The following is a 23441-nucleotide window of genomic DNA, read 5'->3' as shown; positions in this document are numbered from 1 at the left end:
CGCGGAAGCGTACTCCGGTACGCTGAGCACCGAAAACGCCGAGATGGGCCCGTATCCGAAGCGGGTGTCCGCCCCTTCAATGAGCGTCGGCCCAGGTGGGTCCGTGACCTACGTCGACGACGAGCGGGACGTCGAGCGGGAAGACCGACTCCATGGCCTCCCGCACCTTCGCCTTGGCCTCGTCCACGGCCGCGGCCGGCACCTCGAACGCGAGCTCGTCGTGCACCGTGAGCACCATGCGCGCGCCGGGGACGACGGGGCGCGGGACGCGCACCATCGCGAGCTTCAGGAGATCCGCCGCCGTCCCCTGGATCGGGGTGTTCTGGGCGATGCGCTCCGCCTGAGCGCGGCGCATGCGGTCGCTGCTGCGCAGATCCGGGAGCAAGCGGCGCCGGCCGAGCAGCGTCCGCACCGACTCGGAGCGCTTCGCCTCGGCCATCGTCCCCTCCATGAACTCGTGCACGCCGCGGTAGCGCGCGAAGTAGGCGTCGATGAAGCGCGCCGCCTCCGCCCGCGAGATGTCGAGCCGCTTGGCGAGCGCCGACTCGCCCATGCCGTAGATCACGCCGAAGTTGATCGTCTTGCTGCGGCGGCGCATCTCGGCGGTGACCCCTGCCTGATCCACGCCGAAGATCTCCATGGCCGTGCGCACGTGCACGTCCTGCCCGGTGCGGAAGGCGTCGACGAGCACCGGGTCCTTCGAGAGGTGCGCGAGGACGCGCAGCTCGATCTGGGAGTAGTCGGCGCTCACGATCACGCTCCCGGGCGGCGCGACGAACGCGCGCCGGATCATCCGGCCGAGCTCCGTGCGGATCGGGATGTTCTGCAGGTTCGGGTCCTGCGACGAGAGCCGCCCGGTCGCGGCCACGGCCTGGCCCCAGCGCGTGTGGATCCGGCCCGTGCCCGGGTGCACGAGGCGCGGCAGCGCGTCGACGTACGTGCCCTTGAGCTTGGCGATGGCGCGGTGCTCGAGGACCACCCCGGGGAACGGGTGCTCCTCCGAGAGCGCCTCGAGCACGTCGGCGTCGGTCGAGCGGCCGGTCTTCGTCTTGCGCTGGGAGCGCAGCTTGAGCTCGTCGAACAGGACCGCCTCGAGCTGCTTCGGCGACGCCAGGTTGATGTCGTGCCCCACGATCTCGCGCGCCTTCTGCTCCAGCGCGGCGAGCTCGGTCGTCATCTGCGCGCCGAGCTGCGCGAGCGCCTGCGGGTCGACGAGGACGCCCGTGAGCTCCATCTCCGCGAGCACGGCGGAGAGGGGCAGCTCGATCTGCACGAGCAGGTCCTCGAGCTTCTCGGCGCGGAGCCGAGGGCGCAGCCGGTCGGTGAGCGAGAGCGCGACGTCGGCGAACGCGGCCCCGTAGCTCGACGCCTCGCCGAGCTCGATCTCGTCGAGGGCGCGCTGCGCCTGACCGCGGCGCTTCGGGGCCACCTCGTCGAGGGTCTGCATCTTGGCGCCGAGCTCGCGCTCGGCGAGCTCGTGGAGCTGGTTCTTCCCCTCGGGATCGAGCAGGTAACTCGCCAGCATCGTGTCGAAGGAGACGCCCACGAGCCCGATGCGGTGCCGCAGGAGGATCACCTCGCAGAACTTGACGTCGTGGCCGACCTTCGGGAGCTCGGGGTCGGCGAGCAGCGGGCCCATCACCGCGTCGATGTCGCTCATCGAGAGCTGGGCCGGCGCGCCGAGGTAGCGGTGGCCCAGCGGGACGTACACGGCTTGCCCCGGCTCGCAGGCGAGCGCGACGCCACAGACGTGGGCGCTCATCGGCTCGCGGCTCGTCGCGAGCACGTCGAGGGCGAGGCGGCCGGCCGCGCGCGCCGATTTGGCGAAGGCCTCGAGCTCCTCGCGCGTCGTCAGGACCCGGTAGGTCGCCGCGCGCGCGGTCGGCTCGGGCGCGCGGACCGCCTTCAGGAAGCGCGAGAAGCCGAGCTCGGTGAAGAGCTCGCGGAGCCTGCCGGTGTCCGCGCCGCCGTAGCGCAGCGTCTCGAGGTCGAGCGACACGGGCGCGCCGCCGTCGAGCGTCACGAGCTTCTGCGAGAGGCGCGCGTCGGCCTCGTTCTGCTGGAGCGACTCCCGGATGCGAGGCTTCTTGACCTCGCCGATGCGCTCGTAGATCGCCGAGAGCGAGCCGAACTGCGCGAGCAGCTCGGCGGCCGTCTTCAAGCCCACGCCGGGGACGCCAGGGACGTTGTCCGAGGTGTCGCCGACGAGCGCGAGCAGGTCGCGCACCTGCTCCGGCGGCACCCCGAACTTCGCGACGACCTCGGGGTTCCCATAGACCTTGTCGCGCATCGCGTCCCAGAGCATCACCTGCTCGCCGTCGACGAGCTGCATCAGATCCTTGTCGCTCGACGCGATGACGACGCGCAGCCCCCGCTCCTTGGCCCGCGCGACGGCGACGGCGACGAGATCGTCCGCCTCGAGCCCCTCCTGGATGAAGATCGGGATGCGGTACGCCTCGACGATCTCCCGGCACCGGCTCATCTGCACCCCGAGGTCGGGCGGCGGCGGCGGCCGGTGCGCCTTGTAGCGGGGGTCGAGCTCGTCGCGGAACGTCTTGCCCGGGGAGTCCATCGCCACACCCAGGTACGCGGGCTTCCGCTCGTCCACGAGCTTCGTGAGCATCGCGACGGTGCCGTACGTCGCGTGGGTCGGCTCGCCGCTCGGGCTCGAGAGCGGGCTGATCGCGTGGTAGGCGCGGAAGACGTAGCCTGACAGGTCGACGAGGTAGAGGACGTCCGGAGCTCCGGCCGGGGGAAGCGCGGTAGGGCGCGTGGACATGGACCGACCCTTAGCACCTCGGCGCGCGGCCGTTCACCGAACCACGACGTCGCGCCGTATCGTCACGTCGAGGGTGCGCCCTTCCCGCTCCACGCCGACGGTGACGACCGTCCCCGCCGGGCCGCGGAGGCGCTGGATGCAGTCGGCGAGCGGGAGCTCCGTCGTGGGCCGGCCGTCGATGCGGGCGATGACGTCGCCCGCCAGGAGCCCCGCGGACGCCGCAGGCCCCCCCTCGACGACGCCCGCGATGATCACGCGCCCCGAGGAGAGCGAGAGCATCGCGCCGATGCCCGTGAGCTCCTCGCGCGCCCCGCCGTCGTCCAGCTGGCGGAGCTCGACGTCGACCCGCGTCGACTGCGCGCCGCGCGCGTCGAGGCCGGACACGATCTTGGCCATGTACTGCTGGTGGCGCACGCGCACCGAGAACGGGCCGCTGGCCGGCACCCCTTCGAGCTCGTAGTCGCCGTTCGCGTCGGTGAGCGCGAGCGAGATCGCGTTCGCGCCCGACGAGGTCGCGGAGTCGAGCTCGACCTGGGCCTCGACGACCGGCGCGCGCGACGCGGCGTCGACGACCCTGCCCCTCAGCGTCGCGCCCTGCGGCAGCACGATCCGCACGCGTTCGGCGGCGCGGCCCGCCTCGACGTCGACGGCCCGGCTCCGCGCAGGCGGGCGTCCGGCGGAGCTCGCCGTCAGCACGTAGCGGCCCGGGGCGAGCGCGTCCCACCGGAAGGCGCCGCCCGGATCCGACACCTTGCGCGCGCGGCCGTTCACGCCCGCGTGCGCGCCGGACCCGGCCGGCGTGAACGACTCGATCGCCAGGAGGTACGCCTCGACGGGCCTGCCCGATGGATCCACGACCTCTCCCACGATCGCGCCCGCGGCGAGCAGGCGAAGGACGTTATCGCGGCCCGCGGCGACGCGCGTGGGCTCGGCGTCGCCGTACGGAGGCTGCGCGGCGATGGCGGTACAACCGTCGGCCTCGGCCGGCAGCTCGAAGCGCCCCTCGGCGTCGGCGCTCGCAGAGTTGCCCGGCGGTTCGCGGCAGCTGACCACGGCGCCGGCGCTGGGATGACCCTCCGGATCCAGCACGACGCCGCGGACCGGCCCCACGCTCGCGGCCGTGATCTCGCGCGGCGGCGGCGCAGGTGGCGCCGGCGGCGCGGGTGGTGCCTCGACCTCGCGCGGCGCCGTGAGCTCCGGCTGCGGTGGAGGGAGCAGCGCGACGGCCGGCTCGCGCCGGGCCGGCATCACGGGGCTGGGGCGCGGCAGGAGCAGCCAGACGAGGAGCGGCATGACCAGCAGCGCGACGGAGAGCAGCGCAGCGGAGAGCCAGGCCCTCCGCTGCGCGCCTGCCGTCCGGATGTCCGCCATGCCATCCTCCGCCGCCGGTTCACCGGCCGGCGTCGGCCTCGTCCGCCGAGCCTTCGCCCGCACCTTGAGGGGCCGCGCTCGAGTTGGCCGGCCCGTCCGGCGACGCCTCGTCCGTGGGACCGAGCGCGGGGCCCCGTGGCTCGGCGGGCCACGGCGTCTCGCTGGAGGAGCCGCCGCACGCCCCGAGGAGCAGCATGAAAGGTAGGAGCAAGGTGCCGGACCGCATCGCCGGCATCCTAGCTCGTTTTTGCAGGGTGGTCATGACGGCCGGGCGCACCGCCGGCCATGGAGCGAGCGCGGCAGGCGCCGGCTCAGCGCGTGGACAGGTTCGTCCGGGCGATCCAGAGGCAGGCCGCGGCGTTGACCGCGCACCACACGACGAGGGCCATCCGGCCGAAGGGACCGGCGGCCTCGCCGAGCAGGACGACCGACGTGAGGTAGGCCGCCGTGCCGACGGCGAAGCCTGCGATCGCCGGCCGGAGCCTCTTCACGCCGAAGAAGAGCGCCGTGAGGCCGAGCGGGACGAGCGCGTTGGCGAGCGGCAGCCAGCGGTGGACCGATGCGCCGATCAGCAGGTCGAGGTCGGCGATCGGCCGGGCCAGCACGTCGACGGCGAGCTCCACGCGCGGCAGGAGCCACGGCGCGAAGAAGAACAGCCCCGGCCCCGCCGCGAGCGCCGGCAGGAGGAAGCTCGCCCGCCACGGGCTCGTGGCGGTCGCGTCCTTATTGCGGGCGCGGCGCGCGACCCACGTCGCGAGCACCAGCAGCGCGAGCAGCCGCACGACGATGTGGCTCTGCGTCACGCGCACGACCGAGCTCGCTGCGTCGAGGATGCCGGCCCCGTAGAGGAGCTTGCCGCCGTCGGAGTCGTCGACGACGCGCGCGCCTGCGCGGAGCGCGTCCTCGACCGCGCGCGGGTCCGTCACGCCGAGGCTCACGAGCAGCGCCGCCGCGCCGGCCACGTGGGGCGCGGCCATCGAGGTGCCGCTGTACGCGTAGAAATTCTGGCACTTGTCGCGCCCGCGGTTGCAGATGGTCTGCTGGGTGACGTTCACCCCGGGTGCGGCGACGTCGACGCCCTGGCCGCGCGAGGAGAACCGCGCGATCTTGTCGTTCACGTCGGTGGCGCTCACGCCGATGACGCCATCGGAGGCGCCGGGGAACTGCACGCGCCCGCCGGTGTTGCCGGCCGCCGCGACGACGACCGCGCCGCGCGCGACCGCGTCGTCGATCGCGCTCTGGAGCACCTTGGAGTTGCGGGGGCCGCCGAGGCTCAGGTTGATGACCTGGGCGCCGTGCTCGGCCGCCCACCGGATGCCGTCGGCCACGTCGGCGGTCGTGCCCCAGCCGCTCTCGTTCAGCACCTTGACCGGCATGAGCCGCGCGTGGAACGCGAGCCCCACGGCGCCGAGGCCGTTGTTGGTCGATTGCGCGATCGTCCCGGCGACGTGCGTGCCGTGCCCCTGGTCGTCGTTCGCGTGGGTCGTCTTGGTGACGAAGTTCCATCCCTCCACGCACTCGGTCGAGGCCAGGTCGGTCCCCTTGGTGAAGGGCCCGTGGTCCTCGCACGCGATGCCCGTATCGACAACGGCGACGGTGACGCCGCGGCCGGAGGCGAAGTCCCACGCGCGCTCGGCGCCCACGCGCGCCATGTGCCACTGGTCTTTCATCAGCGGGTCGTTCGCGACGAACGAGGCGCGCACCCAGGCGAGCGGCTCCGCCGCCTCCACGCGCGGATCGCGCGCGAGCCGCTCCAGCGTCGCGCTGACCGGCCCGTCCACCGTGGCGATCTGGATCCTGGTCTGTGACGTGAGCGCCGTCGGCAGCACGCGCAGCGAGAAGTCGCGCACGAGGTCCGCGAGCGAGGCGTCGTCGAGGTCGTCGCGCGCGTCGACGACGATCTGCCCGGGGATGTCGTAGCTGGTCTCGTCGAGCTCGGAGGCCATGCCGTGCAGCGGCTCGCCCGCGGTCGCGACCGGTTCGACCAGGAGGTCCGGGCCGCGCAGCGACGGGCCGACGTCGACGGGCAGCGCAGGGTTGACGTACCCAGGGAGGCGAGGCTCGAGCATCCCCGGCGAGCGCGCGGCGAGGACGGCCCCGGCGCCTTGGCCGTCCGTCCCATCCTCGGCCCTGGCCGCGCCCGCCGCTGCGACCACCGCTGCCGCGGCGAGCAGCGACGTCGCGAGCGCGCGTCCGGTTCGGAGATTTGCGGTCCCTGGCCAACGCAGAAGGCGAGACGTGTGCATGCGGGTCTCCTCATCGGCAGGGTAGCGCCGCCGCCCGCGAGCAGCCATCGCTCCAGCATCCTCGCGCCGCGCCCATTGCGTCCGTGCGCCAGCCCCCCTTCGCGCCCCTCGCCGTGTCCCGATGGCATCAACCGCCATCCTCAACCACGGACTTCCTGGAACACCCGACACCGCCCCACCGCATCCCCTCAAGATCCCCTCAAGGCCGAGCTCGACCGCCCAAGCTCCCGCCACCGCTCCCCACGGCAGAGCCGTCGGTGGCGGGTGGGGCCGCGCGGGAGGGCGGCGGGGGTGGGCCCCACAAATCCGAGCGCCGGCCCGCATCGAAGCGAGTCGCCCCCAGCCCCACCCCCCCGTGTGTGCGGCAACAGCCCCCCAAAAGGCGCGAGTTTGTGGGGGGACCCCCGCCGCCCTCCCGCGCGGCCCCACCCGCCACCGGCGGCCCCCGCGTCTGGGGACGCCCTCCAACTCGCTCGCCTGGGCCGTTCCCCCGCCCGCCGTTCAGTTCACTGCGGCGTGGCCCAGAGTCCCGCCATCCACGCTTCCACGTCGCTCACCGACCTCGGAATATCGCTCGACAGGTTCCGATACCCCGTCTCCGTGACGAGGATATCGTCCTCGATGCGCACCCCGATACCGCGGTACCTGGCCGGGACGGTCTCGTCATCGAGCTGGAAATAAAGCCCCGGCTCGACCGTGAGCACCATGCCCGCCTTGAGCTTGCCGAACTTGTAGACCTGCTGCCGCGCCTGCGCGCAGTCGTGCACGTCGAGCCCCAGCATGTGGCTGACGTTGTGGAGCGAATACCGGCGGTAGAGCTGCCTGTCTTCCTTGAGCGCCTCCTCGGCGGAGACGTGGAGGATGCCGAGCCGATCGAGCCCCCGGGCGAGCACCCGCATCGCCGCCCGGTTCGGCTCCATGAAGTCGTTGCCCGGCTTCACCTCGCGGATCGCCGCCTCCTGCGCCTCGAGCACGAGCTCGTAGATCTCGCGCTGCTCCCTGGAGAACTTCCCGTTGATCGGCAGGGTCCTGGTGATGTCGGCCGTGTAGAGCGCGTTGCCCTCGACGCCGGCGTCGACCAGGAGGAGCTTGCCCGGCTCCAGCGCGCCGTCGTTCCTCGTCCAGTGCAGGATGCACGCGTGGTGGCCCGACGCGGCGATGGTCCCGTAACCGACGTCGTTGCCCTCGACCCGGGCGCGCAGGTTGAAGGTGCCCTCCACCTCTCGCTCGCTCCGCGCGCGGGGGAGCGCGCGGATGACGTCCTCGAAGCCCCGCTTCGTCGACGCGACGACCGCCTCGAGCTCCTGCACCTCGAGGGCGTCCTTGAGGAGGCGCATCTCCGAGAGCGCCTCGCCGAGCTGCTTGTCGCGATCGTGCCGGGCGAGGAGCTTGTCGACGCGCTCGGACATGCCGCGGAGCACGCGGTGGGGGCGCGTCACCGTGCCGACGAGGCCGCTCAGGTACGCGTCCAGCTCGGGGAGCCCGCGGCACTCGTCGACGCCGAAGTGCGCGCGGCTCTGCTCGACGCCGAGGCGGGGGCCGACCCAGAGCTCGCCCTTGGCGCGATCGGTGAAGAACGTCTTGTCGCTGCGCCCGGGGTTCGGCTCGACGAAGAGGATGTCCCGGTGCCCGCCCCCCTCCTGCGGCTGCAGCACGAGCACGCAGTCAGGCTCGAGGTTGCCCGTCAGGTAGAAGAAGTCCGAGCCCGGGCGAAAGCGGTAGTGCGTGTCGTTGGCGCGCACCTTCTCGTGCCCGGTGGGGATGATGAGCGTCTCCGCCGGGAAGAGCTTCGACAGGGCGCGGCGGCGGGCAGCGAACACCTCCGCGTGCGCGATCGCCTGCGGGAGCTCGCCGGACGCCGGCGTCCAGCGCTCCAGCATGAACGCGATCAGCGCCTCCGGCAGCGTCGAGTCGTGGCTCGCCGGCTTGACCTCGGCGCCGGGAGCCGCAGCCGCGGGCGCCTCGGCCGGGCCGCCGGCGGGCGCGCTGTGGGCAGGATCTGCCTGGAGGGGGGCGGCGCTGGTCTCGGGCGTGTGGCTCATGAGGCTCGAACTATGGGTCGATCAGGTGAGGTCGTTCAAGCCAAAGCGCGCCCCCGTTCACGCTGGGGCGGATCGACCCGCGCGGCAAGGCGGCGCGTCACGCGACCGAGGCGCCGCCGTCGACCGCGAGGATCTGGCCGGTGATGAAGTCGTTTTCAGCAAGGAACACCACGGCGCGGGCGACGTCTTCCGCCTCGCCGATGCGCTGGAGCGGGATGCGCTCGCGGAGGCGAGCGAGCGTGGCCTCGTCGTAGGAGGACGGCGGCAGCACCGTCCCGGGTGCGACGCCGTTCACGCGCACCTCCGGCGCCAGCCCCACGGCGAGGCCGCGGACCAGGTGCGCGAGCGCGGCCTTCGACACGGAGTACGGAATGTAATTTTTCCAGGGGCGCTCGGCGCTCACACAGACCATCGCGACGACGCTGCCGCGGCAGGCGCGGAGCGCGGGGGCGAGCTCGAGCGTGAGCAGGTACGGCGCGGTCGCGTTGAGCGCCATGGCGCGATCCCACGCGTCGGCGGAGAGCTCGGCCGGCGGGACCCGATCGAAGTTCGCCGCGTTGTGGACCAGGAGGTCGAGCCGGCCAGACGACCAGTCGAGCACCGCGCGGGCGAGCGCGGCGAGCGCTCCCCGGTCGTGGAGGTCCGCCTGGAACGCGGCCGCGCGGCGGCCGAGGGAGCGCACCTCGTCGACGACGACCTCCGCGCCGGCGGCGCTCGTGGCGTAGTGGACGGCCAGGTCGACGCCTGCGGCCGCGAGCGCGCGGGCCGTCGCGGCGCCGAGGCGGGTGCCGGCGCCGGTCACGAGGGCGATACGGCCGGTCAGGGGAGCATGGGGCATGAGGAGGTGTGTAGTCGATGCGGGGCCCCCCGCGTCGAGTCGGTAGACGTCGCGACGTCGCGACGTCGCGCGCCGCCGTTTTTTTCGCCCGCGCCGCGCGCCATGGCACGCTGGACCGGCTTTGCCGACGCCTCCGACACGCCGAGCAGCCGCACAGGAACGCTCCCTGGAGCCGCCGCGCCGCCTGCGCGCCCTCGCCGCAGCGCTGCTTTGCGCGGCTGGATGCAGGGAGCGGCTCGAGTCGATCGATCTGCCCAGCATCGGCCTGCCGGGCCTCGATCCGCCCGGCGCGAGCGCCCCCGCGGCGCCGGCGAGCGCCGCGCCGCGGGCCCCGAGCGCGCCGCGCGCCGCCGGGACAGCCAGCGCCGCGCCGCGCGCCGCCGCGCCGGCGACCCGACCCGAGTGCGACGAGCTGCCGTCGGAGGAAGAGGAGCGGCGCGCGCAGCTGCCGCCCCTGACGGCGCTCGGGAAGGCCGTGCCCACGGAGCCGTGGGCCCCGCCGCCATACGAGGTGCTCCCGGGCGTGACGCTCCCGGCGAAGATCGCCGCGAAGGTCGAGCAGATCGACCAGGGCTACGCGCGACGCACGCGCGAGCACCTCGTGATCACGAGCGGGACACGCGACGCGAACCGCCAGGCCAGGGCGATGTTCACGAAGCTCAGGCTCGGCGAGGACCTCCTCCAGCTCTACCGCAACAAGGCGGCGGTCCAGGAGATCAAGAAGGCTTATCAGGCGAACTCCCGCAAGCCGCCGGAGCAGGTGGTGTCGGCCATGGAGGCCGTGATCCAGGACCAGATCGACCGGGGGATCTACGTCTCCGCGCACCTGCGCAAAGGCGCCGTCGACGTGCGCAACAGGACCATGTCGCCCAAGGAAAAGCGAGCGTTCCTCGAGAGCACCGCGGAGGTTGGGGGCGTCTTGGTGCTCGAGGAGACGACGCCCGCGCACTACCACCTGCAGATCGATTGACAGGCGCGCTCCGCTCCATGGCGCCCCGCCGGGCGTCAGGGCATGCGCAGCGGCGCGACCATGCTCGGCACGCGGCGCAGGCGCAGCGAGAGCCCGATGAGCATCGCTCCCTCGGCGATCGCGAACGCTCCGATGAACCAGACGAGCGCCAGCACGCCGGCCGCCGGGAGCGCCACCATCATGACGCCGAAGATCACGAAGATGGCGCCGCTCAGCCCGAGCCAGATCTCGTTGGCGATCACGTGCCGGAGCTTCACCGCGCTGACGATCTTGAAGATGCCCATCACGATGGCCCACGCAGCGACCACGCCGTAGAGCGTGAGCGCGGTGATCATGGGCCGCCAGAACGTCAGCACCGCGATCCCGACGCCGAAGATGCCCTCGACCACGGAATACACGCCGCCGCGGCCGCTGATCGCGGACGCGAACGCGGCGCAGCCGTCGAACAACGCCCACACGCCGAACAGCAGCACGAGCGTGGCGAGCGATGGGATCGGCCACACGAAGAACAAGATCCCGAACAGGATCCCGACCACGCCCCTCAGGGCCAACAGCCACCAATACCGTCCCAGCGATTCCATGCCTCACCCCCTTCTCTGGCATCCACGTCGCGCACATCCGGCGGACGCGCGCGGCCTGAGCGCACGGCGCGTCCGCCGCTCGCGCGCGGAGAGCTGTGCCGCTCATGCCCGCATGGCGTCACATTGCCCGGGCTGGATGCACGTCCCCTGCCCGACCGCGGCGAGCGAGCTGCTCAGCAGCCGCGAGCAGGCGGGCCCATCGAAGGTCGAGCGCTGGTAGGTGTCACGCGCAGGCCTCGCGGCGCGCGAGGCTCACAGGCCGGCGATCGGCCCGCCCGCCGGGTCGCCGTACTCCGACAGCTCGACGCCGAAGTAGTTGATGATGGAGCAATGGAGCGCGCCGGTCGGGGGCTTGCTGGCCTTGATGGCGCGGCCTGTCTGGAACCCCCCCACGTGGCCGGCGAGCATGATGGGCATGTTGGTCCGACCGTGGGAGTCCCCGTCGCCGTTCTCTGACGTGTAGAGCACGAGCGACTCGTCGAGCAGGTTGCCTGTCGCCGTCTGGGCGGCCTTCATCGCGTTGAGCAGGTAGGCGAAGCGGCGCACCTTGAACCGCGAGGTCTGGACGACGCGGGCGTTCGCGATGCGCATCGCCTCCGCCTGCGGCAGCCCGTCGAGATCGGTCGCGCGGTCGCGATCGCCGAGCTTGTGGGAGATGAAGTGATCGCTCCAGTCCCCCACGCCGTCGGGCAGATCGTACCCGGCGAAGTCGAGGCCCCAGCTGTTCGAGTACTGCAGGACGAGCACCCGCGTCAGGTCGCAGGTGAGGGCGAGGAGCCCGAGATCGATCATCTGCTTGAACTTGCCGTGCAAGTTCTGCCCCTTCGTGGGCGCGCCGGGGACGGTGCAGCCCGACTGCGTCGTGGACTGGATCTGCTTCTCCAGCTCGAACACCGACTCGAGGTGCTGCTCCACGCGCGCCCGGTCCGCCGCGCCGAGGCGCAGGTTCAGGCGCCTCGCGTCCTCTCGCACCCAGTCGAGGACGCTGGCGCGGCGCCGCCGGATGTCGTCCATCTCCTCGCTGGGGCTGCCCATGTTGCTGAAGAGCGTGTCGAACACCTTCACCGGATCGCGGAAGGCATCCTCGACCTGACCGCCGTCCCTGAACGAGATGAAGCCCTGCGTGACCGCCGTGTCGCCCGTGGGGGACAGGTTGAGGCTGCGGAACGGGGTCTCGGCCGCGATGTGGTTGGCGAGGTACTGGTCGAGCGTGGCCTTGCGCGGGACGGCCGTCCCGCCGCCGTCGGTGTGGGCGCACAGCGCCATGGCCGGGCTGTGGATGTCGGAGCAGATCACCTGGTGGTCGACGCCGGACACCATGGTGACGTCGCGCCAGATCGCGTCTCCCGCCGGCCACTCGCGCTCGGCGTCGAAGCCGTTCATGTCGACGAGGCACGGCGGCAGCCCCTCCGCCGAGAGCGGCCCCTCCGTCTTCGGGTGCCACGCCCCGGGATCCGTGCCGTTCGGGACGAAGAACGCCACGAAGCGCTTCGGATCCGCCGGTGCAGCGCTGGCGCGCTGGGGCCGCATCACGTCGAGGAACGGCAGGGCGACCGCGACGCCCGCCCCGCGGAGCAGAGCTCTTCTCGAGATCTTCACTGGCGACACTCCTCTTCCGTCGGTCGAACCTTGTGCGAGCACATCACTCTGGCGCCCTCCGCAGCCGGAACTCCGGCGAGCGCACGATGGCGGTCAGGAAGGAGCGGAACCGGTTGCCGTCCTGCGTGAAGCTCCCCGCGGAGGCGTCGATCGCGCAGCGGTCCTCGGCCGCCGGCTCGCGCCCCTGGGTGTAGATGAACAGCTTCTCCGCGACGCAGGCGGCCAGATCGGGGCTCCGCCGCAGCTCCGCCGCCAGGGCAGCGAGCGAGTCGAACGACTCGTTGGCGGCGCCTTCCAGGCGCGGCTCCAGCCCGAACTCGTCGATACCGATGCTCCCATCGTACTTCCCCAGCTTGTCGTACTGGGCGAACCCGACGCCGATGGGATCAATGAGCGCATGACAGCCAGCGCACCCTTCCTGGGTGTTGCGCTTCTGGAGGACCTCGAGATAGGTCAGGCCGGAGAGCTCGCTCTCCAGCTGCTCGAGGAGCCCCGCGGGGATCGAGATCTTCTCGCAGAGGAAGGCCGCCCGGAGCCACTGGCCGCGCACGGCGATGAGATCACCGTCGTTCTTGGCGCTGATGAGGCTCGCGTGCGTGAGCAGCCCGGTGTTCGCCCGGTGGTGGCCGGCCGGGAACTCGACGCGGCTCACGCCGTCCCCCGGCACCTCGAGGCCGTAGAACTTGCCGAGCGCCGGGGTGACATACGTGTGGTTCGCGGTGAGCGCGTCGAAGAAGTCGACGTCAGGGGTGAACGCGTGCTCGCCGAGGACGAGCTCGCTCTCGGCGATCATGTCCTCGAGCAGCGCGGGCGTGAACGATGCGTCCGGGTTGACCGGCGCGCGGAGCTGCTCGAAGGTCAGCCACTGCTTGAAGAAGGCGTTGAAGAAGACCTGCGTCCGCTCGTCTCCGACCATCTCCTCCGCGACCGCGCGGAGGCCCTCGTCGCTGTCGAGCTCGCCGGACTCCGCCCGCTCGAGCAGCGCTGCGCTCGGGGACCGGCCCCACAGCGTGAACGACAGCCGCGACGCGAGCTCGAGCGGCGTCAAGGTCGACGTCTCCGAGCCGGCCGAGCCGACCTCGATCCTGAACAGGAAGCTGGGCGAGGTCAGCAGCGCCTCGATGACGAAGCGGAACGCGTCCTCCCTGTCCCGCGCGACCTCGCTCGCCCGCGCGACCAGATCGCTCGCCTCCTCGGCCGAGAGCGGCCTTCGATACGCCAGCTTGCCGAAGCGCTGCACGAAGCGCTCGAGGCAATCGTCGGCCTCCGGCTCGCAGCCGAGCACCGTTGTCCGGCGCGCCTCGTCCGCCATGAGCTCCTGCCCGAGCGTCTCCGCGATCGCCAGGTAGGCGCGCAGGTGCTGATCCGACACGTTCTGGAGGGCGGCGATCGTCCGGAAGCCGCCCTGGCCGGTGTCCTCCGGGATGCTGTCCACGGCGGGCGGCTCGTCGAGCTGGAACAGGTCCTGAAGGGTCAGCTGGACCTCGACCTTGGACAGACGGCGCAGCACGCCGGGGCTCGTTCGGGCCTCTCTGCAGTCGTACGCGGCCGGCTTCCCGGTGGTCGGGTCGATGGGCCTGTCGTCGTCGATAGAGCTGCCCGGGCTGCCATCGCCGAGCTGTCCGGTGCAGGCAGCCGCCGTCAGGCCGACGAGCCCCATCGCGAACATGCCCGCCGCGATGGAACGGCGGAGAAACGGTACCGATCGATCGGTGTCGGGCGGCGCTGTCTTGCTCATGGAGTGACCAGCCGTTCGGGTGGAATTCACCTGGCCCATGCCGAGGCGTGTCCCGGCGATGAGCCGCGACATGGCTAAGGAGAATATTTGAAGCAGAGCGGTACGTGCGCCCCGGCGTCACCTCGGGGCTCGGTCTACATTCCCGATGATCGCTCTTCTGATCCAGGCTTACCCTACTTCCGCCCGCCGACCAACCCCTTCGTCGGTCGCCCGGAGGCGCTCATGCAGAGGCATTCAGGGCGGAAGAAGCATTCCCTCCAATTTTCCGGAGAAATTGAACAGGGAGACGGGGAGACGGGAGAAAAAAAAATCTTACCGATCTCCCTCCCCGTCTCCCTGTTCAATTTTCCGCTCCCCAATGCCAATCCATGAAGGGAATTGTCAGATGAAGCGGACCGATCTGCTCCAGCGCGCCGAATTCGCCCTCTGACCGTCGGGCTCGACACCCATGCTCGCGGCGCTCTCGGAGTCTCCATGAGATCGGGTGGGGTGGTCATCTCTGATAACTGCGTCGCCGGCCGCCTGTGCGAGCCGGGTGACGGCGCGGACTGCCGCGCTCGATCGCGCGATGATGCGAACCAGCTCTTGCGCGTCCCGGAAATCCCGTTCTTCGATCCTGTCCGCCCTTGATTTCCACCGGAGCGGCGCTGTACCTCGGCGTTCTCGTGTAGGCTCCGGCGCGGGCGCAGACGCGGGAGCAGAGGAGCAGGGCGGTGAGGATCACATGCGTGGGCGGCGGGCCGGCGGGCCTCTATTTCGCCCTCCTGGCGAAGCAGGCAGACCCCCGGCGCGAGGTCGTCGTGGTGGAGCGGAATCGGCCCGATGACACCTTCGGCTTCGGGGTCGTGTTCTCGGACGCGACGCTCGACGGCCTCGCCGACGCGGATCGCCCGAGCTACGACGCGATCCGGAGCAGCCTCGCCCACTGGGACGAGCTCCACGCGCACTTCGGTGGGCGCGTCCTCGTCTCGAGGGGGCACGGCTTCAGCGGCCTCTCGCGCCAGAAGCTGCTCGCGATCCTGGGGGACCGGGCGCGCGAGCTCGGCGTCGTCCTGCGCTTCGAGGAGGAGGTGACGGACCCGGAGGAGGCCCTCGCCGGGAGCGATCTCGTGGTCGCGGCCGACGGGGTGAACAGCCGGATCCGCGAGCGGTTCGCCGACCGGTTCGGGCCGCGCATCGACGTCCGCCCGAACCGGTTCGTGTGGCTCGGCACGACGTTCCCGTTCGACGCCTTCACCTTTTACTTCGAGGAGAACCGCCACGGCCTCTTCCGGGTCCACGCGTACCGCTACGAGCCGGAGCGCTCGACCTTCATCGTCGAATGCCGGGAGGAGACCTTCCGGCGCGCGGGCCTCGATCGCGCCGGCGAGGACGAGACGATCGCGTACTTCGAGGAGCTCTTCGCCGAAAAGCTCCAGGGACACCGGCTGCTGAAGAACCGGAGCGTCTGGCGGAGCTTCCCCACGGTGCACAACGAGCGCTGGAGCGCGGGCAACGTGGTGCTGCTCGGGGACGCGGCGCACACGGCGCATTTCTCGATCGGCTCGGGGACGAAGCTCGCGCTCGAGGACGCGATCGCGCTCGTCGACAGCCTGGAGCAGCACCGGGGCGTGCCCGAGGCGCTCGCCGCCTACGAGGCGGAGCGCAAGCCCAAGGTGCTCGCGCTCCAGCGGGCCGCGCAGGTGAGCCTGCTGTGGTTCGAGAACACCGAGCGCTACATGGCGCTCGACCCGGTGGAGTTCATGTTCAGCCTGCTGACGCGGAGCCTGCGGGTGACGCACGAGGGCCTGAAGGCGCGCGACCCGGCGTTCGTGCGCGAGATCGACGCGCACGTGGCGCGCAAGGCGGAGGCGCAGACGGGGGCGCGCCTCCTCGCCGGGGATGGGGAGCCGCCGCCGCCGATGTTCACGCCGTTCCGGCTGCGATCGCTCGTGCTGGAGAACCGGGTCGTTGTGTCGCCCATGTGCCAGTACTCGGCCGAGGACGGGCAGATCGACGACTGGCACCTCGTCCACCTCGGCAGCCGGGCGCTCGGAGGCGCAGGGCTCGTCATCACGGAGATGACCGACGTCAGCGCGGAAGCGCGCATCACGCCGGGCTGCGCGGGGCTCTATCGCACCGACCACGTCGAAGGGTGGCGGCGCGTCGTCGGTTTCGTCCACGCGCGCTCCCGGGCCAAGATCGGCGTCCAGCTGGCCCACGCCGGGCGCAAGGGCGCGACGAGGCTGCTCTGGGAGGGCATGGATGTGCCGCTCGAGCGCGGCGCCTGGCCGCTGCTCAGCGCCTCCGCCATCCCGTACCTGGCGGAGAGCCAGGTCCCGAAGGCGATGGATCGCGGGGACATGGACCAGGTGACCTCGGACTTCGTGCAGGCGGCGAGGCGGGCGGACGAGGCCGGGTTCGACCTGATCGAGCTGCACTGCGCGCACGGCTACCTGCTCGCGAGCTTCATCTCGCCGCTCACGAACAGGCGCGACGACGCGTACGGCGGTCCTATCGAGAACCGGATGCGCTACCCGCTGGAGGTGTTCGACGCGGTGCGGGCCGCGTGGCCGGCGGAGAAGCCCATGAGCGTGCGCATCTCCGCCACCGACTGGGCGCCGGGCGGGCTCACGACGGACGATCTGATCGCGCTCTCGACGATGCTGCGAGAGCACGGCGCCGACATCATCCACGTCTCGGCAGGACAGACGGACCCGTCCAGCAAGCCGGAGCATGGCCGGCTGTTCCAGACGCCGCTCTCGGAGCTCGTGCGGCTGGAAGCCAACGTGCCGACGATCACGGTGGGCAACATCCAGAGCTACGCGGACGTGAACAGCATCGTCGCGGCCGGGAGAGCCGACCTGTGCGCGCTCGCGCGGGCGCACCTCTACGACCCGTACTGGACCCGGCACGCCGCCGCGGAGCAGGGCTTCGACATCGACTGGCCACCTCAGTACAGGTCGGTCGAGAGATACACGCTCCGCATGCGGTGACCCTGCGCGGGGCGAGGGAGAGGTCTTTCCCGCCCGAGCCGCTCCGCGCAGCGCCCCGGTCGAGCGAAAAAAGTGAAGGCGGGCCCTTGATCCTCACGCTACGTGAGGACCTAGCCTCCGGGGCATGGACGTGCTCACCCGCCCTGGAAACAGGGGTAACGCCATGCGTTCAGCACCGTTGAAAGTCGGCGATCTCGCCCGGCAGACCGGCCTCTCCGTCCGCACGCTCCACTATTACGAGGAGATCGGCCTGCTCGCCCCGTCGCATCGCACCGCGTCGGGGCACCGGATGTACTCGGCGGGCGACGTCGCCCGGCTCCAGCAGATCAAGTCGTTGCGCGAGCTCGGCTTCAGCCTGGAGCAGATCGCCGCGTGCCTGGACCAGCCGGGGTTCTCTCCGCTCCAGACCGTCGAGCTCCACCTGTCGCGGCTGCGCGAGCAGATCGCGCTGGAGCAGCGGCTCTGCGCGCGGCTCGAGGGCCTGGCCCACGTCCTGCGGTCGGGAGAGGACGTCTCTGTGGAGCAGCTCCTTCAAACCATCGAGGTGATGACCATGATCGAGAAATACTACACCCCAGAGCAGCTCGAGGAGCTCAAGCAGCGCGCGGACGCGATGGGCCCCGAGAAGATGCGTGAAGCCGAGTCGGCGTGGAAGCAGATCTACGACGACATGCGGGCGGAGATGCAGAAGGGCTCCGACCCGAAGAGCGAGCCGGTGCAGCAGATCGTGAAGCGCATGCGGGAGCTCATCGACGCGTTCACGGGGAAGAACCCCGGGATCGAGCGATCGCTCAACACGATGTACCGGCAGGAGCCCTCGGTGAGGACCCAGCACGGGATGGATCCGGAGCTGCACGAGTTCATCGGCAAGGCGATGAGCTAGCTCGCAGCGCCGGCAGGCCGCCGGCGGAGCGCGCGGCCGCGCGGGGCGCCCGGCCGCGCGCTCCGCCGGCAGCCGGGGGCCACGGCGCGAGCGCCCGGCCAGGTGGCCTCGGGCGCTCGCGCCGTGGCCGTTCTGCCGTGTGGGGCAATTCGCGCCACGCGCGAGGATCGAGCCGCCTCTGCGCTCGGCCGGGGCCCCGCGCGCGAAAATCGCCGACCTGTCCGGGGAGCTGCAGCCGCAGGCCTGGCACCCCCGTTGCTTTTCATGACAGCGTACAGCGCCTCCGGCGCGAGCCGCCCCAGGAAGAACCCAGCAGCGCTCCATGCGCCCCACGGAAGGTCCATCATGCACCTGCCCGGAAGAGAGATCCCCTGGAAGGATTTCCTGAACGACATCAAGCAGGAATGTCTCAAGGACAAGATCGACACCGTCGCTGCTTCGCTGGCGTTCTTCGGTGTCCTCGCGATCTTCCCGTTCCTGCTCTTCGCGGTCGCCCTCGCCGGCCTGGTCATCGATCCTGCCGAGTCCGCGCGGCTGATGGGCGAATTGTACCAGGTGGCCCCGCCCGCCGTGGCCAACATCCTGGGCGAGCGCCTTCAGGCGCTCACCGGGGGGCAGAGCCCGGCGCTCCTGACGGTCGGCGCCCTCGGCGCGGTCTGGGCCGCCTCGGGCGGCGTCACCGCGCTGATGGAGGCGCTCAACTCTGCCTATGGCGTCGAGGACAGGCGGTCGTACCTCAAGCGCCGCGGGATCGCCCTGCTGGTCACGATCGGCGGCGCCGTCCTGCTGACGGTCGCCTCGGCGATCGCGGTCGCCACGCCGGCGCTCGCCGCGCACCTCGGCCCCTTCGCGACGCTTGTCCTCTGGCTGCGCATGCCGGTGTCGGCGCTCATCGTGATGGCGGTCCTGGCAACCCTCTATTACTTGCTCCCCGACGTCGAGCAGAAGTTCAAGTTCATCACCCCGGGGTCGGTCGTGGCGGTCGTGATCTGGGTCATCGCGTCCCTCGGCTTCTCCTTTTATGTCAGCCGGTTCGGCAGCTACGAGGTGAGCTACGGCGCGCTGGGCGGCGTGATCATCCTCCTCCTCTGGATGTGGATCTCCTCGCTGGCGGTGCTCCTCGGGGCCGAGATCAACGCCATCATCGAGCACCGATCGCCTGAGGGGAAGCGCACGGGCGCCAAGGACGCCAGCGATACGGGGGCGGATCTGCCCAAGGCCGCGAAGGAAGAGGCGCAGAACGCCGCGCTCCCGGCCGGCGCCGCGCGCGCCCCGCGCGACGAGAGCTCGGGCAGCGACGCCGCGCTCCCCCACCCCGTCGGCTCGCGCCGGTCGGAGCTCCATCGAGGGAGGGCGTAAGCGACGCCCCTTCACCGCCGAGCCGCGCGGAGCGGGCCTATCTCTGCCATTGGAGCCACCTTCATGCCAACTCGATACCTCCCCTCCTTGCCATCGCTGCTCGTGCTGCTCGGCTCGCTCGTCACGGGTTGCCGCGGCGCACCGAGCGGCGCGCCCGTGGCAGCTCCGCCGGCCGACAGCGCGAAGGGCCCGGAGACGGGGAGCGTGCGGAGCCTGGAGGGCGAGCCGACCGGCGCCGGCGGCGCGCCGGGCATGAGCAGCCCGCCTGGCTGCGGGACCGACAGCCCGATCCTCAAGTACGTGGGGCAGGACCGGGATGAGTGCGCCCGGATCCGCTTCGTGTGCGAGCCTGGCTGGAGCTACTTCAGCGACGACTGCGGCTGCGGCTGCACGAAGCAGTGACCGCCGCCGCGGGGCTCGCGACAAAAACACCTCGCCCTGGGCGGCCTGCGGCATCTAGCATCGGTGCCCGCATGCGCCCCCTCCTCATCGTGAACCCCCGGTCCAGCGGCGGAAAGACGGGCAGGCTCTTCGACGAGATGCTGACGCCCATCCGCCGCATCCTCGGCGACGTCGACATCGTGCGCACGGATCGCCCGCGCCACGCCGTCGATCTCGCGCGCGAAGCCGCGCTCGGCGGGCGCGAGACCATCGTGGCGGTCGGCGGGGACGGCAGCATCAGCGAGGTCGTGAACGGCCTCATGCAGGCGAGGGACCGGGGCGCCACCGGCACGCGGCTCGGGATCATCGGCGCGGGCACCGGCAGCGATCTCTGCAAGACGCTGAAGCTCACCCGCCGGCTCGACAGCTTTTGCACCGCGATCGCGAGCGGCCACACGCGCCGGCTCGACGTGGGCCGCCTCTCGTACGAGACGCGCGACGGCCAGCGGGCCGACGCGTTCTTCGTCAACGTCCTTTCCACGGGGATGAGCGGCATCGTGGTCTCGCTCGTCAACGAGTCGTCGCGGGTGCTCGGCAACACGCTCGCCTACACGATGGCCTCGCTCCGGGGCCTCGTCCGCAGCCGCGTCGGCCGGGTGCGCTGCGTGACGACGCTGCGCGGGGAGCGGCGCGAAGAGGAGATCTCGACGCGCATGCTGGGCATCTGCAACGGCCGCTTCTTCGGCGCGGGCATGCAGCTCGCGCCGATGGCGAAGCCCGACGACGGCGTATTCGACGTCATCGATCTGGGCGCCGCGCCCCACCTCCGCTTCGCGGCCGTGTCGACCGGCATGTACACGGGCTCGCACATCCGCCACCCGGACGTGCGCCACTTCCAGTGCGATAGCATCGAGCTCACGCTCCTGAACCGCGACGTCGAGCAGGCGTTCTTCCTCGACGTGGACGGCGAGCCGCTCGGGAAGCTGCCGATCACGGTCACGCTGGAGCCACAGGCGATCGAGGTGCTGGCGCCGGGCGATTGAGGTGGGCGGCGGAGGAGATCGTCCTCATCTCCTCCCAACGGAAGGCTGCGTCGGTCGACAGACGCGCAGCGCTCGGCATGGATCGCGGCAAGATCCGGATCGCCGATCAGAGCCTGGTGACCTCGGCGGTGATCTCGACAGGATCCTCGTCGTCCGGCACCTGAAAACGCACTTTGAAGGTCGTCCCCTCGTCGTCCTGCATGAACAGCGTGGTCTCGCCCGGAGGGAGCCGGTACTTCTCGTGCGTTTTGTCGGAGATGCCTTCGAGCTCCGTCTTTGACACCTTGCTCGCCTCGTCGAGGTCGGGGCTCGTGAAGAAGCCGGGCTTCTCGTAGGTGTAGGCGCGCGGGGCCTCCGAGCTTTGATCCGAAGGCCGGAGGTCGCCCTTAGCCACGAAGAACAGGGTAGGAGCGCCGCCCGGAGCGCTCCGGGCATAGTAGAAGTCGAGCGGATCGTCGTTGGCCCAGTACCTGCCCAGGATGAGCTCCGCGATCTGGTTGGCCTGGCTCTGCAGGGTCGGGCGGATCGTGGCGATGATCTCCTCTGCTGTGAGGCCGATGCTGACGTTGTGAAGCGCGTAGACGGGCTGGGCGGCACCTTCTACGATGTCGGGGATGCCGTTGCCGGTGGGGTCGTGGATGACGACCTGGCCAACCTCGGTGAGCAGCTCCCAGAAGAACTGCGGCGCCGGTATTGGGGGCGGTTGGTCGGAAATCAAGTCGGTGAAGGCCGTCCAGCCACTTGGATCGCCGCTCTGCCCGATATTCGTGCCCAGCACGCACGTTCCACTCACGCGCCAATAGCACCCCGCAAACGGTGCACGTTCACCGTAAGCAAGATAGGCTGCCCTGCCCAGGATGGGCTCGAGCATGAACGGGGGGACGGTCCACACCGTACCCGTGCCGATCGGCATGCCGGGGGAGTTCTTCTTGCAGGAAGGCGTCTCGGTGCAGGACGGCACGGAGGTGGCGAGTTCGTGCAGCGAGATCCGTAGGTCGATCGTCGGCGTCGAAGCGATGCCACGGATCTGGAGCTTCTCGGGGTCATTGAAGTCGAATCGGAGCGGGGCGTCGCCCTCGCGGTGGAACATCTCGCCGCGCCCACCGGAGAGGTCAACCCCGGAGACCCGACGCAGGCCGGGCTCGGCGACGACGCGCATCTGGAAGTCGGGCAGGAGGACATCGCCCTTCGTCGTGAACGTCTCATCGTCCCGTACGAGCATGCCCGGATGTTCCTCGCCAGGTCCGAGCTTCTCGTCGAGCGACTCGAGATCGTGCAGGGCCTCGTAGAGCGTGATCGGCATTTTCATGCCCTCCGGGTCGGAGATTGCCGGGTGCGTGCCTAGAAGTTGCTGCTGGAGCGCGACGATGAACTTGGGTATCGGCACGAGGGGGTCCGTCCGGTTGTTGCGCACGGCCGTCGGCGCCGGCTCGACCGCGAGATCGAGAGTGATGCTGTCGGCGAGGATGTCGGCGAAGTCGAAGTTGAAGGTGTTGGGATTCTGCGCGAAGATCCGCTGCAAACCTTCGAGCAACGTCCCGGTCACATTGGCGTTGGCTGGCGTCATGCTGAGCAGCCGCACCAGCGCGAACTCCGGGGAGGTCCGCCACTCTGCCCCGAAGCTCCGGCCGAGTTCGGTGAGCGAGCAGTCGTGGCCGGGGTTCGCGCTGTCGTTCCGCCATGAGGTCCCGCACGCGCCCTGGATCTGCTCAAGCGCGTTCCGGAGCAGCCCGGTGGTGTCGATGTCGAGGAGCGTGATCTGTTTTGCGCCGTCGTTTCCCAGCAGCTCGAGTGTATTCGTCTTGCCCAGCTCGAGTACCTTGCTCGGCTCCGGCTGATCATTGATCTGTAGCCGGAAAGTCCTGGGTTCTTCGGGCGTGGTGTCCGTGCCCTGGCCGCCTGCGCCGGAGCCACCGGGCTCCTCGCTGCCATCGCCGACCCTGTAGCTCTCCCAGTCAGCCCCGAGGATCTGGGCGCATCCGCTCATCACCGCAATAGCCAGGCCTGGACCGATCGCGCGCTTCCACAGGTGCTCCGCTAGCATGGCCCCCAAGGTCTCTACGCCGGGGCAACGTGTCAAGGAGGAGATCGTCCACGCCGGCACAGCCCGCATTCGCGCCATCCCGCCGGGAAAGGAGGGCAAAGCGGTCGAGAATGTCAAGGGCGAATCGTCACGCTCACCTCAGATGACAGAAGGTTCCTTATGCTATTCGCCTCACTCCTGAAAAAGCGCCGTTGTATCAACAATTTATCCACGCATCGAAATGACCGCTTCCACGCCGCAGCCAGCCTGCAGGGCGTCCGGGAGCCGTTCATCTCGGCGCGCTGCTCACCGCGCTGATCGGCTCGGGTGTGGAGTTCATCGCGATCTCTCGACCCTGATCTTCGTGAAGGCGAAGGCTGGTCGTCGTAAGGACCAGATGGTCGCGCCGGTCCTGAGCACCACGCTTGATTGAGGAGCGGCGAGAGAGATCGAAGATGTCGTTCCGAGATCCCGGATTCCCCGTCTACGTCCGAAGACCCCGCCTGAACTGCGGGCTACTTGCGAGAGCTGCTCGCCCGGATGACGCGCTGCGAAAACCGCCGTGGCCTCCGAGCTTCTAACCCACGCGTCCTGCCGTCCCGCGCTCTCGAGC

Annotated in this window: 16 protein-coding genes; 6 read left to right on the top strand and 10 right to left on the bottom strand. The window is 70.6% G+C overall.

Annotation, left to right across the window (positions count from 1 at the left end; all coding sequences use genetic code 11):
- Positions 1–76 precede the first annotated feature (76 nt).
- The 6 genes from polA to WMF12_RS45260 all read right to left on the bottom strand — a co-directional run bounded on the left by polA (position 77) and on the right by WMF12_RS45260 (position 9276).
- The gene (polA, locus tag WMF12_RS45285) at positions 77–2779 is read right to left on the bottom strand and encodes a DNA polymerase I (RefSeq protein ID WP_437854981.1); all 2703 of its coding nucleotides are present in this window, start codon (positions 2777–2779) and stop codon (positions 77–79) included.
- A gap of 33 nt (positions 2780–2812) precedes the next feature.
- Positions 2813–4150 (bottom strand): carboxypeptidase regulatory-like domain-containing protein, encoded by a 1338-nt coding sequence (locus WMF12_RS45280; RefSeq protein WP_437854979.1) that lies wholly within the window; start codon positions 4148–4150, stop codon positions 2813–2815.
- Positions 4151–4169: 19 nt separating this feature from the next.
- A complete protein-coding gene (locus tag WMF12_RS45275) occupies positions 4170–4376 on the bottom strand; it encodes a hypothetical protein (protein WP_437713825.1) in 207 nt (68 codons plus the stop codon).
- Between the two features lie 85 nt (positions 4377–4461).
- Positions 4462–6396, bottom strand: coding sequence for a S8 family serine peptidase (locus WMF12_RS45270; protein WP_437854977.1), 1935 nt, complete (start codon positions 6394–6396; stop codon positions 4462–4464).
- Positions 6397–6902: 506 nt separating this feature from the next.
- Positions 6903–8438, bottom strand: a complete 1536-nt coding sequence (locus WMF12_RS45265; protein WP_437854975.1) for an aminopeptidase P family protein — start codon at positions 8436–8438, stop codon at positions 6903–6905.
- 97 nt (positions 8439–8535) lie between these two features.
- Complete coding sequence (locus WMF12_RS45260) at positions 8536–9276, bottom strand: SDR family oxidoreductase (protein ID WP_437742950.1); 741 nt, start codon at positions 9274–9276, stop codon at positions 8536–8538.
- A gap of 121 nt (positions 9277–9397) precedes the next feature.
- Here WMF12_RS45260 and WMF12_RS45255 point away from each other — a divergent pair, with 121 nt between their 5' ends.
- Complete coding sequence (locus WMF12_RS45255; RefSeq protein ID WP_437854973.1) at positions 9398–10246, top strand: hypothetical protein; 849 nt, start codon at positions 9398–9400, stop codon at positions 10244–10246.
- Positions 10247–10281: 35 nt separating this feature from the next.
- Here WMF12_RS45255 and WMF12_RS45250 read toward each other — a convergent pair whose 3' ends face one another.
- The 3 genes from WMF12_RS45250 to WMF12_RS45240 all read right to left on the bottom strand — a co-directional run bounded on the left by WMF12_RS45250 (position 10282) and on the right by WMF12_RS45240 (position 14164).
- Positions 10282–10827 (bottom strand): HdeD family acid-resistance protein, encoded by a 546-nt coding sequence (locus WMF12_RS45250; RefSeq protein ID WP_437742948.1) that lies wholly within the window; start codon positions 10825–10827, stop codon positions 10282–10284.
- Between the two features lie 252 nt (positions 10828–11079).
- Entirely contained in the window at positions 11080–12426 is a 1347-nt protein-coding gene (locus WMF12_RS45245) for a DUF1552 domain-containing protein (RefSeq protein WP_437854971.1), read from the bottom strand.
- 43 nt (positions 12427–12469) lie between these two features.
- A complete protein-coding gene (locus WMF12_RS45240) occupies positions 12470–14164 on the bottom strand; it encodes a DUF1592 domain-containing protein (RefSeq protein WP_437854970.1) in 1695 nt (564 codons plus the stop codon).
- A gap of 713 nt (positions 14165–14877) precedes the next feature.
- Here WMF12_RS45240 and WMF12_RS45235 point away from each other — a divergent pair.
- The 5 genes from WMF12_RS45235 to WMF12_RS45215 all read left to right on the top strand — a co-directional run bounded on the left by WMF12_RS45235 (position 14878) and on the right by WMF12_RS45215 (position 20805).
- Positions 14878–17139 (top strand): bifunctional salicylyl-CoA 5-hydroxylase/oxidoreductase, encoded by a 2262-nt coding sequence (locus WMF12_RS45235; protein ID WP_437854968.1) that lies wholly within the window; start codon positions 14878–14880, stop codon positions 17137–17139.
- Positions 17140–17302: 163 nt separating this feature from the next.
- Positions 17303–18022, top strand: a complete 720-nt coding sequence (locus tag WMF12_RS45230; RefSeq protein WP_437742944.1) for a MerR family transcriptional regulator — start codon at positions 17303–17305, stop codon at positions 18020–18022.
- Positions 18023–18367: 345 nt separating this feature from the next.
- Complete coding sequence (locus WMF12_RS45225; RefSeq protein ID WP_437854965.1) at positions 18368–19381, top strand: YihY/virulence factor BrkB family protein; 1014 nt, start codon at positions 18368–18370, stop codon at positions 19379–19381.
- A 63-nt stretch (positions 19382–19444) separates the two neighbouring features.
- Positions 19445–19783, top strand: coding sequence for a hypothetical protein (locus tag WMF12_RS45220; RefSeq protein WP_437854963.1), 339 nt, complete (start codon positions 19445–19447; stop codon positions 19781–19783).
- 71 nt (positions 19784–19854) lie between these two features.
- Entirely contained in the window at positions 19855–20805 is a 951-nt protein-coding gene (locus WMF12_RS45215) for a diacylglycerol/lipid kinase family protein (protein ID WP_437854961.1), read from the top strand.
- A gap of 106 nt (positions 20806–20911) precedes the next feature.
- Here WMF12_RS45215 and WMF12_RS45210 read toward each other — a convergent pair whose 3' ends face one another.
- Complete coding sequence (locus tag WMF12_RS45210) at positions 20912–22849, bottom strand: hypothetical protein (protein WP_437854959.1); 1938 nt, start codon at positions 22847–22849, stop codon at positions 20912–20914.
- Between the last annotated feature and the right edge of the window lie 592 nt (positions 22850–23441).

Source organism: Sorangium sp. So ce363, assembly GCF_051520435.1.
Taxonomy (GTDB): Bacteria; Myxococcota_A; Polyangia; order Polyangiales; family Polyangiaceae; genus Sorangium; species Sorangium cellulosum_B.
This window is presented reverse-complemented; position numbering and strand designations above follow the sequence as displayed.

Bases quoted from the DNA above. Each gene is read 5' to 3' on its own strand.
- WMF12_RS45215 (WP_437854961.1), top strand. From the start codon at position 19,855: ATGCGCCCCCTCCTCATCGTGAACCCCCGGTCCAGCGGCGGAAAGACG.
- WMF12_RS45265 (WP_437854975.1), bottom strand. From the start codon at position 8,438: ATGAGCCACACGCCCGAGACCAGCGCCGCCCCCCTCCAGGCAGATCCT.
- WMF12_RS45250 (WP_437742948.1), bottom strand. From the start codon at position 10,827: ATGGAATCGCTGGGACGGTATTGGTGGCTGTTGGCCCTGAGGGGCGTG.
- WMF12_RS45280 (WP_437854979.1), bottom strand. From the start codon at position 4,150: ATGGCGGACATCCGGACGGCAGGCGCGCAGCGGAGGGCCTGGCTCTCC.
- WMF12_RS45230 (WP_437742944.1), top strand. From the start codon at position 17,303: ATGCGTTCAGCACCGTTGAAAGTCGGCGATCTCGCCCGGCAGACCGGC.
- WMF12_RS45225 (WP_437854965.1), top strand. From the start codon at position 18,368: ATGCACCTGCCCGGAAGAGAGATCCCCTGGAAGGATTTCCTGAACGAC.
- WMF12_RS45270 (WP_437854977.1), bottom strand. From the start codon at position 6,396: ATGCACACGTCTCGCCTTCTGCGTTGGCCAGGGACCGCAAATCTCCGA.
- polA (WP_437854981.1), bottom strand. From the start codon at position 2,779: ATGTCCACGCGCCCTACCGCGCTTCCCCCGGCCGGAGCTCCGGACGTC.
- WMF12_RS45210 (WP_437854959.1), bottom strand. From the start codon at position 22,849: ATGCTAGCGGAGCACCTGTGGAAGCGCGCGATCGGTCCAGGCCTGGCT.
- WMF12_RS45220 (WP_437854963.1), top strand. From the start codon at position 19,445: ATGCCAACTCGATACCTCCCCTCCTTGCCATCGCTGCTCGTGCTGCTC.
- WMF12_RS45240 (WP_437854970.1), bottom strand. From the start codon at position 14,164: ATGAGCAAGACAGCGCCGCCCGACACCGATCGATCGGTACCGTTTCTC.
- WMF12_RS45260 (WP_437742950.1), bottom strand. From the start codon at position 9,276: ATGCCCCATGCTCCCCTGACCGGCCGTATCGCCCTCGTGACCGGCGCC.
- WMF12_RS45275 (WP_437713825.1), bottom strand. From the start codon at position 4,376: ATGCGGTCCGGCACCTTGCTCCTACCTTTCATGCTGCTCCTCGGGGCG.